Genomic DNA, 12493 nt, shown 5'->3' on the forward strand with positions numbered 1-12493 from the left:
CGCCCGTGTCGTATCGAAGTCTGCCCAGTTGTGGCAAACTAAAATTGACTTAGAAAGCGCATGTCGCCGCTGTACAGATCGCGGATGTCTTTGATCCCGTGACGTCGCATGCACAGTCGTTCCACGCCCAATCCAAAGGCAAATCCGCTGACTTGATCGGGATCGTAACCGACGGCTCGAAAGACGTTGGGATCGACCATTCCGGCGCCGCCAAACTCGATCCACTGGCCGTCCCACAAAAAGTCGACTTCGACACTGGGTTCGGTGAAGGGAAAGAACGAAGGGCGGAATCGGATTTCGACATCACCGCCTAGATAGTTGGTGGCAAACACGCGGAGGACGGTTTTCAAATTGGCCATCGTCACGTGGGTGTCGACCAACAAGCCTTCCATTTGATGAAACATCGGAAAATGGGTCGCATCGGGATCGTCCGGACGATAAACACGTCCCAACGAAATGATGCGAATCGGCGGTTGGCGGTTTTCCATCACACGGATCTGAACCGTGCTGGTTTGGCTGCGCAGTAGACGGCTGCCTTCGACGTTGCGATTTTCCGATCCCGATTCGGCGGTTGCCAAATAGAAATTGTCCAGCGGATCGCGGGCCGGGTGGTCTTCCGGGATGTTCAGTGCAACGAAGTTATGCCAGGGGTCTTCGACCTCCGGGCCCTCGGCCGCCTCGAAACCCATCCGCCCCATGATCTCGGTCAGGTGCGTGATCGTTTGGGTGATCGGATGAATGTGTCCGACCGATGGTCGAACGCCCGGCAGGGTGGGATCGAACGTCGGGTCGGCACCGCTTTCGCCACCACCGCCCAAACGTTGTTGGGCCTCGGCGACGGCGGCTTCGATGGCTTGCTTGGCCTCGTTCAGCCGCATGCCCGCGTTCTTGCGGTCTTCGGCTGCGACCTTGCCCATCTGCTTTTGGATGTCTTTGAGCGCGCCCTTCTTCTGACCGACATATTTGACACGCGCAGCCTCGAATGCATCGGCATCCGACGCTGCGGTCAGCGTCTCGATCGCCTCGGTTTGCAAGCAGTCCAAGGCGGAGAGAAAGTTTTGAAGAGACATCGAAGGGCTGTTGTTGCTCAGCTTAAGCTGCCAGAGCTTCCTTGACTTTTTCGACCACGGCGGTGAAGCCGGCTTCGTCGTGAATCGCCATTTCGGAAAGCGTTTTGCGGTCCAATTCAATCCCGGCCTTCTTCAGACCAAAAATGAACTCGCTGTAACGCAGGCCGTGTTGACGGCTGGCGGCGTTCAAACGGGTGATCCACAAACGACGGAACTCACGTTTCTTGACGCGGCGGTCACGAAACGCATACGCGCCACTGCGAACCAAGGTCTCTTTGACCGATCGGATCAGTTTTCCGCGTCCGCCGACATAGCCTTTGGCGCGTTTGTAAAGTCGTTTCTTCGATTGCCGACGAGCGGCACCTTTGGTGGCACGCATGGGTGCATTCTCTTCAAGGTTGTTCTGGACTCAGGCCCCGGCCCACACAGAGGTGGTGAGCCGATGTTTCGCCTATCCAAATGGGTTAAAAAAACTAGTTGCTGTAGCCGTTGAGCGACGCCTGGATGGATTTTTCCATGCAGGTATCCAGCGAAGTCGTGCCGCGCAGGTTGCGACGACGCTTTTTGGTCAAACCGTTTGCCAAGTGGCTGGTGCCACTTTGACGGTGCATCGCCTTGCCCGTAGCGGACAAACGGAAACGCTTCTTGATGCCCTTATGGGTCTTCATCTTGTTGCCCATGATTCCATCTTTTGGTGGGTGTTCATTGATTTGCCTACCGCAAGTCATTGGCAGGGAATCGCGAAATGTAGCAACCGCGCAACGGATTCGGAAGAGGGTTCCAGTCGCAGAAACCTCGATTTCGCGGGGTTTTGGCTAGCTGACTAGATTCAGTTGCTGATTCATCTGCTCGGTCGCCGCTCGCACAGCGTCCTGCCAACGCGCGTCACCGAACTTATCGGCAAATTCCTCGCGGGCATGAGCGAAAATGATGTGACGAGAGCTATTGACGACCGCCCCCATGCCATTTTCGTGGAATCCGCCTTTGACATCATCAGCCGCGCCGCCCTGGGCGCCAAAACCAGGGATCAGAATCCAGCTGTGCGGCATCGCCGCGCGCATCGCCACCAGCTCCTCCGGGTAAGTCGCTCCGACCACGGCTCCCAGCGGTCCATAGCCGTCCGCATTGGTGCGGCTGGCGTTCAGTTCGGTCAGCAATTCTGCGACGCGGGCGTAGACGGTTTGCCCATCGCTCTGGCGGTTCTGTAGCAGCCCGCCGCCGGGATTGGACGTTTTGACCAGCACAAACACGCCAGCCCCGCGCTGATCGCACATCTCGACAAACGGTTCAATACTATCGCGGCCCAGATAGGGGCTGACGGTCAATGAATCGCTGCCCCAGGGGCTGTCGGCACCCAAGTAGGCGTCGGCATAGGCCGTGGCGGTGCTGCCGATGTCATTGCGTTTGCCGTCCAAGATCACCAGCAACTCGCGTTTTCGCGCGTGGGCGACGACTTCGCCCAGTGAAATCATCCCGGCCGGACCCAGTTGTTCGAAAAATGCCGCCTGTGGTTTGACGCAGGGGACAAGATCGGCCACGACGTCGATGATTTCGCAACAAAACTGGGTGTAGGCCGCCGCCCATTGCTCTGGCCGATCCGCGTCGATCGCATCCCGCAGCGGGGCGGGCAACGAGGCTTTGCGGGGGTCCAGCCCGACACAGGTCACCGATCGGGTGCGGCGGACCGCGGCGGCCAATTGAGTCGCAAACGACATACGGCAAAAACTCCGGAATGAAAACTTCGTGGCAAACCAAGCGAGCCTCCGAGCATCGCCGGCGGCCAGTTTCTCACGTCGACCGGCAACCGGGAACCAGGGGCGCGACCGCGAGACACGGTTCAGTCAGAATTTGGCGGTCAAAAGGGGCATGCCAGAATTGCACCGAATACCTCCGCCGACGCTCTAGAAAATCCCGAGCGTCTCCGCTACTCTAGCGGCCACACGGGATGTGGCTCAGCCTGGTTAGAGCGCTGCACTGGGGGTGCAGAGGTCGCAAGTTCGAATCTTGTCATCCCGACTTGTTTTTTACGGCATTTTTGACTCCAAGCCGTCCTTGTCGTTGAGCCCCCCGGGGCAAATCCGGGGCAGCATTGGAGTAGCACTGCAGTTGCATCGCTGGTTCTTCCGGCACCGCGAATCGATATTCGATCGCCGCAACCTCAGGAGCTTCTCCTGCCTTGGCTCGAACAAATCGAAGGAACGCCGGGTACGCAATCAGCTACAGGCTTGGCGGTCGAAAGAAGAGCGGCGGTCGCGATGGCAAATGGCATTTGCATGTCGCCAGGGAACGTCGGCAGTATCTTGAGTTAAAAGCTTGGTTTGCCGAACGCGTTCGGCGCGATTCACCAAGAGCACTTGCGTTGGCGTTTTGTCGGCTGCCAATTGCGCCCGATGCGCCGATCCGTAGGCAACTGCTCATGATCCATTGCGAAGTCAATCGCATCAGGAAGAAAGCAGGCAAGCCTCCATTGCCGACTGAGACTCTCCTCTTGAAACGGAGAATCGTCCGGCCGTTCGGTCCGTAGGGATCTTGATCACTATGGAATGGCATCCATTCATTGAGGAATCAATCACAGCGAAGCGGCAAATCTGCCTGTCACAATCGAATTCGAAACCAATCGGCTTCGTGGATTCGATTGGACCATCCGCCAGTTCGTGGCGATTTCCGTTGGGCGCGTCGGTCAACACACCGATTACAGATTCGTTGCTTCGTCGCAGTTTCCTCTCAATCTGGTCCGAGATTTTGCGAAGAGTGCAGCGAACCGATCGGGCGAACTCGCTTCGGCCGATGCATCCTCCTTCAGATTAAACTTTCTTTTGCCGCTTCGGTATTGAACACCGCTTGAGTTAGAGCGCGCCACAAATCCAAGGGGCGCGGCCAGCCGTCGCATCACAACGGCGCAGAATGGGCGATTGCGACCAAGATGAATCGAATCGATTCCTTCCTGCCGTTTCTCTGCCCAACTGATAAATCCTGGGCGCAAACGCGAATAGCCAGAACGAGGTCACTGTCGTACGGCGAGTCCCGGGACGACCTACCGATTCACTCGTCCGGGTAGATCATATTCCAATCCCGCTTCATGTCGACTACGGTCCAACCGTGCTTGGCGGCGTCGTCGAGCGCTTTATCGAGCTGGCCGATATGTGAGTCTCGGTCGTAGGCCCATTCGCGCTGGGCGTCGGTGTGATGCACAATCAAACCAAGACTCGGCGAATGGCTGATCGTTGTGTACTGAAGCATTTGCAGGTCGCCGTCTGAATTACCAGCGGCGAGGATTGGCCGATGTCCAATGTGCGAGTTGATCCCGAGTGGTTTGCCTTCTTTGTCGTCGATAAAGTCGACTTCTGACAACCGGATGATGACCGGCTTGCCGTCACGGAGTTCGTACCGCGTCTTAATGCTACTCCCAACGACCTGCTCCGGTGGAATGCCGTAGGTTGCTTTGGTCCATGGCCGCATGAACTCGATTCCGCCACCTGAGACAATGAATGTCTTGAACCCGTTGACGCGGAGGTACGCTAGCAGTTCGAGCATTGGTTGAAAGACCATCTCCTTGTACAGTCGACCGGTCTTGGGATGCGTGGCGGTGGAAATCCAATCGGTGACGATTGCCTCGAATTCATCGGTTGTCATGCCGGCATGTGTGGCGGCGATGATTTGGATGAGCGACTTCTTGCCGCCCGCCATGACCGCTTTTAGGTCGCCATCGAGTACACCTTTGAACGGCTGTTTCTCCTTCCATTCGGGATGCTCTGGCGCCAGCGTTTTGACGCGATCCAAGGCGAACGCAAGCTGGAAGTAGAATGGCTGTTCGCTCCACAGCGTGCCGTCGTTATCGAACGTAGCAATTCGCTCGGCGGCTCTGACGTAATCCGGGCTTTCCTCATTGGTCACTCGGTCCACAAAGTCGACAATCGACTGCTTCGTTTTGCCGTCGTTCCACGAAGGCAGCGGATCCGCCTGGGCCAAAGCACTGGCCGCTGGGGACAGAATCAATAGCACGGTTAGAAACTGGAAGTGTCGAGTGGTCATGGTTGTTGCCCAATGGACTGCAGTTGCAAAACTGCACCTGTTTGTTGATTACGATTGCTCTTTGACCCAGGCCTTTGCGACTTTGAGCTTGTCCTGGCCGAAATATTGATCGTGTCCGATGTAGATGGCTTCAAGGCCCGATCAGTGACTCGCTTCAAATAGTTCTCGAACTATTCGCGTCGATTCAGCGCTCGAAGCTTCCCGGCACAAAAGGAAAACGCGGGCCGCGCGAAGGCGGCCCGCGCCAAAATTCATTCGACCTAGTTGCCGGTTGGGAGCGGAATAACGACTCCCTCTTTCTTCAACTGCTCACGAACATGCTGGAACCTTTGGTAGGCAGAAATGGTGATCGGCCCTGTGTAGGTTTCGCTCTGCAGTTTGCGTGGCGGGTATTCTACGTAGGTCTTCATCAGTTCCTGAATCGATTTGCTAATCGTCACCAGTGTCCAGGTACGCTCGGTGTAGTTATTCATGAAGATGTCGTACCGTTCCTGCGGATCCTGCCATAGGTCGAAGACCTGCGGTACGGTAGCAACGTATTTTTCGGCCCCTTTCCAACCAAGATTGGAATCAACCGCCAGACCGCCAGTCGCCTGTCCGTCGTCGCCGCGGATGTTGAAGACGGCTTTATAGTTGCCCACGCGGGCCGCGCCTGGGCTGAGTTCATTCTCGGTGAAGTAGAACCACTCCTTGCGAGTGCTCTTGCCCGTGCCGAGCAGGACCGGCGACATGTCGTGGCTATCGAAATAGATCGGTTCTCCTTCGCGGTCTTTCTCCGGCAATTTGGTACCGGCCACCGAAGCGAACGTGGCCATCAAGTCCAGCCCACCGACAATGTCATGGTTCCGCACACCCTCTTTGATTTTTCCCGGCCAAACGGCAATCGCCGGCACGCGGTTGCCCCCTTCTCGGACCGTGCCTTTCGTGCCGCGGAACGGGGTGTAGCCGGCGTCGGGATAGACGTCCTGCCAGGCTCCGTTGTCCGTGGTGTAGACCACGAGCGTGTTCTTGTCCAATCCCAGTTCACGGAGTTTATCCATGACGTTTCCGATACGAGTATCCAACTCAACGACCGAGTCGGCGTACTTCGATTTTGACAAGGATTTGTGTTTGAACTCCGGCGCGGGAAGGTTCGGTTGGTGAACCTTCATGAAGTTGATGTTGATGAAGAATGGCTGATCGGGATTCTTTGCAGCATCTTCCAGGAACTTGATCCCCGACGCCTCGACATACTTGTCCATGAAGGGAATCCCGACGACGCCATCGGGATACGTGACCCCTTCCAGAGTGACGTTGTCTTCGTTCGGCTTGTCGACATACTGGCCGTTGACCTTGAAGTCTTCTTTGGCCTCCTCGCCAGCGTTGCCAGAGAGCGATCCCTTGGTGACCTTGTCAAACATCTCCCGCAGCTTCGGATCCATATCTGGGAACCAAGTTGGATCACCGTAGGTGTAGGCATTGCAGTGATACAGGAAGCAGTGTTCCATCACATCGTATCCCTGAGCGTTGGGCAACGCGTAATCGGACTCGCCCAGGTGCCACTTGCCGGTAAAATACGTTTTGTAGCCTGCCGACTTCAGTACCGATCCCAGTGTCCACTCGGCTTTGGGCAATCCGCCGCCTTGGCCTTGAAAGGCGACGGTCGTCATTCCGCTACGGTTGGGAATCCGTCCGGTTTGCATGGCCGCTCGGCCTGGGGTGCAACTCGGCTGGGCATAGAAGGAGAAGAACGTCATACCCTCGCGGGCCATGCGGTCGATGTTCGGCGTCGGCATGCCGCGGCCTTCACCGCCGCCATAGGGTCCGAGGTCACCGAACCCGGTGTCGTCGGAAACGAGGAACAGGATATTGGGCTGTTTCTGGTCTTGAGCCCGAACCTCGGTAGTCGTGGCCAGCGAGGCACAGATTGCCCCGAGGAGGAGTGGCACTGTTAATCGGGTTGCTCTCATCTTGATGTGTCCAAAAAAGGTTGGAAAGGTATGCGGGCATCGCGTATTGCGATTCCTGCTTGACGTAGCTGACGGCCACAGTTCGAACGACTTTGGCGTCTCAGCCGACCCTGCGTCGGTACCAGAGACGCTCCCCTCAGCATTCTACAGTAAACGTAGATGGAGGTCTCTAACCGGTCAATTGAACGATGGTTTAATTAAACGGTCGTTTAGCTAAACGATGCATTGTTTAATGGCGGTCTCATTGAATCATCGCAAGAATCTCATGCGCAGGCGGTTTTCTCTTCAAACTGTCGCCTTGCCTACACGGAATCGAGCGGGCGGCACACAAGTGCCATCGTGAAGCCTCCAAGCGTGATCTGAATACGATACGCGAGCGGTGGGAAAATCAACACGCTGCTGAACGATTTGCGTTTGAAGTTGCTCAGGGTCTTTGGCGACGTAATAGCTGGCCAATTCAACTTCATGGCTTGTGCCATCATCAACCTTCACCCGCACTCGTGGACGAACAACCTCCTCACGCTCACCTTCATAGAGAACACGACCTGGGCTGGTTTCCGCTCGATGGTGGGTGCTGTCGGCGGGAGCATGTTTGGGGCCGCAGAGCTCCGTGACTTCAGCCACCATGACCTCACAGATCATCTCGCGGACACGTCCCCGCAGGAAGTCGCGGAAGACTTGGCCGGTTTCAGACGCAGAAGCTTGCCCGAGGGTTTGCAAAAGACTAACTTCGTACATCGACTTCTCCTCGCCGGTTGCAGCCGGCGAAAATTGAAACGTTGCGGAGGGCAGATTCTGCCCTCCGGGAGACCATCTTTCAACTTTCAACAATTATTGGGACGCTTCCGAAATAAGACGCTTGCTCTACGAGGCTCCAATTGACGGCGATGATCGTTGCCGTTGTATTTCTGTCTCCATACTAAGTCATGCAATGTGAGACGCTCCAAGTTTCGAGGGCAATGCGACGGTATGTCCGCCCGATTTTGAAAGCCGCGCGCTGCATGATTATGCCGTTGCAAAACAAGGATTTGAATTCATGACCGTCATCACCCCTGGCAAGGACTCTGAACAGATGAGAACTGACGCAACAATATTCGTGTTATTCTCCCTCATTGCAATCTTGAGTGGTGGTACTGCCACTGCTCAGACGACTCCAGCTGACCTGAAGCGACAGGCGGTGCTCCCCTATGCGGAACAAAAGTTCTCTGGCAATGTCGGAACAACTTATTTGAATTCGGACCCCGCGAAGTTTCCAACGCCAGTCAAAGCGCCCGATGGCGCACCAAATGTCTTGCTTGTCTTACTCGACGACGTGGGCTTCGGCCAATTTAATGTGACAGGCGGCGGTGTCCCTTCACCCGCAATGGACAAGTTGGCCAAAGAAGGGCTCACCTTCACTCGCTTCCACACCACCGCCCTATGCTCGCCGACGCGAGCAGCGCTTCTGACCGGGCGCAATCACAATGTAGCGGGGACTGGCGTTATCACCGAGCTTGCGACCGGCTATGACGGCTATACAGGCGTCATTCCCAAGGATACTGCCTCGGTCGCAGAAATCCTGCGACAGAACGGTTATATCACCGCGTGGATCGGTAAGAACCACAATACGCCGATCTACGAAACCAGCGTCATGGGCCCGTTTGACCATTGGCCAAACGGACTCGGCTTCGATTATTTCTACGGTTTCATGGCGGGGGACACAAACCAGGTCCGGCCCTATCTCTTCGAGAATCAGACCCCACTAGGCACTCCCGAAACCAAGGAATACTACCTCAGCACCGATCTTGCCGATCACACAATTAACTGGTTAACGAAGCTTGAGGCCGTCCAACCCGACAAACCCTGGTTCGCCTATCTAGCGCCCGCCGCAACCCATGCTCCACACCAGGCCCCCAAAAAACTGATTGAGAAGTTTAAGGGCAAGTTCGACATGGGTTGGGATGTCTATCGCGAGCAGACTTTCCAGCGGCAAAAGGAACGCGGGATCATCCCAGCGAATGCCGAACTGACTCCACGTCCCGCTAGTCTGCCAGCCTGGGATAGCCTGAACAACGATCAAAAGCGGCTTTATAGTCACATGATGGAGGTCTTCGCCGCCTATGGTGAGCAGGTCGATTATGAAGTCGGGCGAGTGCTTGATTATGTCAAGACTCTTCCTGACGCGGAGAACACGATGATCATCTATATCGTCGGCGATAACGGCGCGTCAGCCGAAGGCGGTTTCGACGGCACATTGAATGAGAATGCCTTCTTCAATGCCTATCTAATGAAAACCGAGGACATGCTCGACCGTATCGACGAGATCGGGACCGAGCTTCATTTCAACCACTTTCCAGCCGGTTGGGCTTGGGCGGTGGATTCCCCATTCCAGTGGACTAAGCAAGTTGCCAGCCACCTCGGAGGCGTACGCAATCCGATGATCGTCAAATGGCCCGCCCGGTTCAAGCAAGCCGGCGAGACCCGTACCCAGTTCCTTCACGTCATTGACATCGCGCCAACCATCCTAGAAGCCGCTCATATCCCTGAGCCTCGTAGCGTCAACGGCACCGCCCAAACGCCAATTCAGGGGAAAAGCTTTCTGAGCGTGTTGAACGACGGAAATGCCAAAGAAGTTCGGACGAGTCAATACTTCGAAATGTTCGTTAATCGCGGCATCTACAAAGATGGCTGGTGGGCCGCCTCGCGCGCTTTCGAGCCTTGGGACCCAGTTCGCGGCGAATTTGATCCGCTGAAGGCGAATTGGGAACTCTACAATCTCGACGATGATTTCAGCCAAGCAAAGGACATTGCCGCCAAGCATCCCGACAAACTTGAAGAGCTTAAGGCACTGTGGTGGGCTGAGGCCTCAGTCAACAAGGCGTTGCCACTAGACTGGCGCGGCGCGGAACGATTCAGCGCCGAAGAGACTGGAAAGCCAAATCTGGCTGGCGGTCGCTCTAGCTTCACCTATAACGGCGTGCTTGCCGGGCTGCCGGAATCCTCGGCCCCAGACCTGAAGAACAAGTCCTTCAGCGTCACCGCTAAGGTCAAGATCGAGGAGGATGCCAATGGCATGATCTTCACCCAAGGCGGCAATACCGGCGGTTGGGCCTTCTATCTGAAGGACGGTAAGTTGAAAGCCTCGCATAACTATATCGACGTCGCGGTCTATTTGGTCGAGAGCGATAGTCCCGTCCCTGCCGGTGACCATGAGTTGAAGGTGGACTTCGCCTATCAGGGTGGTAGAGAGATGGGCAAGAATGGCATCTTGACGCTGTTCATCGACGGCAAGCAAGCAGGTTCGGGGACTGTTGAGAAGACCACCCCGTTCAAATACTCGCTTTCCGAAAATCAGGACATCGGGACCGACACCGGCACTCCCGTGACCTACGACTATCAGGCCCCACTCGACTTCCAGGGTGAACTCAAAACGGTCGTTGTTGAGATCAAATAAGCGAGGACGGTGCAAGATATTCTGTTTGTCGAGGGACGGTCTGCTTCAACGCTTATCGTCCAGCGCAAAACATTGACCGCCGAAAGCGGGTGACAAGACCTTTGCCCGTTTTTTGGTGGTCGCGTTTTGGGCCATGGAAACTGTTTGGCTGGGCGGCTCACTGATGGGATAGTCACAATTTGAGAAGCGTTTGGCAAGGTGACAAAGGAGGCTGCTTTGCGCCTTACGGGCCGCTGTACATCAACTCCTGAGGTCTATTATGAATAGAGGTGTTCTGTTAACGATCGCGGTGCTCGCAGTGGCACCACTTTTTTCCGAAACCTCGCATGCCCAGGATAAACCGAACATCGTCCTTATTGTGATGGACAATCTGGGCTGGGGGGAAATTGGCGTCTATGGCGGTGGAATTCTCCGGGGTGCTGAAACGCCTCGTCTCGATATGCTTGCCAGTGAGGGAATGCGGCTGCTGAATTTCAACGTGGAGACCCAATGCACACCTAGCCGCTCAGCGCTGATGACAGGGCGTCATGCAATACGCTCGGGAACCACCAAAGTTGTTTGGGGACAGCTTTATGGATTGACACAGTGGGAAGTCACCATCGCCGAGTTGCTTTCCGAACAAGGGTATGCCACGGCGATGTACGGCAAGTGGCACCTGGGTGACACGAAAGGTCGCTTCCCTACAGATCAGGGTTTTGACGATTGGTACGGAATCCCCAATACCACGGACGAGTCGCTCTACACTGCCGGTTTCATGTACGACCCAAAAGTGCTTGAGCCACCCTCGATCATGGAAAGTAAAAGAGGGGAGCAACCCAAGAAAGTCAAAGTCTACGATCGCGAGGCTCGGCGGAGAATCGATGCCGAATTAGCCGAACGTACAGTGGATTTTATGAAACGGAGCGTCGCTGCCAACAAGCCATTCTTCGCTTATGTACCGTTTACGCTGGTTCACGTCCCGACACTACCCCACCCGGATTTCGACGGGAAGACCGGTAACGGCCGTTGGGCAGATGCGCTGGCGGAGTTGGACTACCGGGCTGGACAAGTTCTTGACGCGATCGACGATCTCAACGTTCGCGAGAACACGATTGTCATCTGGTTGAGCGAGAACGGTCCAGAAGAGCTTTTCCCCCACAATGGAACGGCAGGGCCCTGGCGAGGCACATACTTCACGGCGTTAGAAGGATCGCTTCGCGCTCCATTTCTGGTCCGTTGGCCTGGCAAGATCAAGGCCGGTTCGGTGAATAATGAGATCGTGCATATTGCCGACCTCTATCCCACTTTGGCACGAATAGGTGGCGCGAAGATGCCAACGGATCGAACCATTGACGGGCTTGACCAAACCGACTTCCTCACAGGCAAGGCCGAGCATTCGCCGCGGGAGGGCTTCCCTGTCTACAACGGAGATTTGCTGCAGGCATACAAGTGGCGAAACTGGAAGCTGCACTTTATGACACAGGATACAATGGGCTCAATCATTGAGCGGCCCGGAATGCCAAGGCTCTACAACTTGTTGACCGATCCCAAGGAGGAGTACGACCTTGTTGAAAAGGGCGGAGAATGGGGTGAAAAGAATTTTTGGGTGATGCCGCCGATCAGCAAGCTCGTTAATGAACACGCAAAGAGCCTAATGGATGAACCACCAATTAAGCTCGGCACTCCTGAACCGTACAGACCTGGGAAGTAAGCTGACGATGCAAATCTGCTAGGCGTTTGTTACAAAGCAATTGACCGTAGCAGGACTTGCGTCCCTGATTGCGTTGTTCAAGTTGCGGCACTCGTTTTCTTTTGGGGAATTTTCAGGGTTTCCTTGCCAATCAAATTTGCTTTGCGACGCTGCTAGAAAAGCTGTCTGGTGAACCGCTTGAGCCCCGCTTTGAAAGGTGACTAGCGATTTACTTCAGCTGTTTGCGATATTCTCCGACCAGCCCGTTTAGCCCGGCAAAAGTCTCTGGATCGGATGTTTGCAGGTCAGAAAGAGCAGAGAAAAAAGTTCTAACCGTGTC

At 55.5% G+C, this 12493-nt stretch carries 8 protein-coding genes, 1 tRNA gene and 1 pseudogene; 3 read left to right on the forward strand and 7 right to left on the reverse strand.

All coding sequences use genetic code 11. The annotated features are described in order from the left end of the window. Positions 1–38: 38 nt before the first annotated feature. From pheS to pyrF, 4 genes are all read right to left on the reverse strand, one after another. Complete coding sequence (gene pheS / locus NHH03_RS07090) at positions 39–1070, reverse strand: phenylalanine--tRNA ligase subunit alpha (protein ID WP_253155062.1); 1032 nt, start codon at positions 1068–1070, stop codon at positions 39–41. A 22-nt stretch (positions 1071–1092) separates the two neighbouring features. Further along, on the reverse strand, positions 1093–1449 hold the full coding sequence (gene rplT, locus NHH03_RS07095; RefSeq protein WP_253155063.1) for a 50S ribosomal protein L20: 357 nt from the start codon (positions 1447–1449) through the stop codon (positions 1093–1095). A 94-nt stretch (positions 1450–1543) separates the two neighbouring features. Then, positions 1544–1750: a 50S ribosomal protein L35 gene (gene rpmI / locus NHH03_RS07100; protein ID WP_253155064.1), complete on the reverse strand. Its 207-nt coding sequence runs from the start codon at positions 1748–1750 to the stop codon at positions 1544–1546. A 135-nt stretch (positions 1751–1885) separates the two neighbouring features. Then, entirely contained in the window at positions 1886–2785 is a 900-nt protein-coding gene (gene pyrF / locus NHH03_RS07105; protein ID WP_253155065.1) for an orotidine-5'-phosphate decarboxylase, read from the reverse strand. Between the two features lie 226 nt (positions 2786–3011). On the opposite strand from pyrF, the gene NHH03_RS07110 reads away from it, so the two are divergent. Then, positions 3012–3086 (forward strand) — tRNA-Pro (locus NHH03_RS07110). A gap of 1026 nt (positions 3087–4112) precedes the next feature. Here NHH03_RS07110 and NHH03_RS07115 read toward each other — a convergent pair. The 3 genes and pseudogenes from NHH03_RS07115 to NHH03_RS07125 all read right to left on the reverse strand — a co-directional run. Next, positions 4113–5102 (reverse strand): HAD family hydrolase, encoded by a 990-nt coding sequence (locus tag NHH03_RS07115; protein WP_253155066.1) that lies wholly within the window; start codon positions 5100–5102, stop codon positions 4113–4115. A 260-nt stretch (positions 5103–5362) separates the two neighbouring features. Then, positions 5363–7030, reverse strand: a complete 1668-nt coding sequence (locus tag NHH03_RS07120; protein ID WP_253155067.1) for an arylsulfatase — start codon at positions 7028–7030, stop codon at positions 5363–5365. Between the two features lie 393 nt (positions 7031–7423). Beyond that, positions 7424–7882, reverse strand: a pseudogene (locus tag NHH03_RS07125) (IS256 family transposase); the annotation flags it as partial. A 205-nt stretch (positions 7883–8087) separates the two neighbouring features. Here NHH03_RS07125 and NHH03_RS07130 point away from each other — a divergent pair. Together NHH03_RS07130 and NHH03_RS07135 are read left to right on the forward strand one after the other, a co-directional pair. Next, complete coding sequence (locus NHH03_RS07130; RefSeq protein WP_253155068.1) at positions 8088–10484, forward strand: arylsulfatase; 2397 nt, start codon at positions 8088–8090, stop codon at positions 10482–10484. Positions 10485–10743: 259 nt separating this feature from the next. After that, positions 10744–12174, forward strand: coding sequence for an arylsulfatase (locus NHH03_RS07135; protein ID WP_253155069.1), 1431 nt, complete (start codon positions 10744–10746; stop codon positions 12172–12174). Positions 12175–12493 lie beyond the last annotated feature (319 nt).

The sequence above is a fragment of the Stieleria tagensis genome, from assembly GCF_024129865.1.
GTDB classification, from domain to species: domain Bacteria; phylum Planctomycetota; class Planctomycetia; order Pirellulales; family Pirellulaceae; genus Stieleria; species Stieleria tagensis.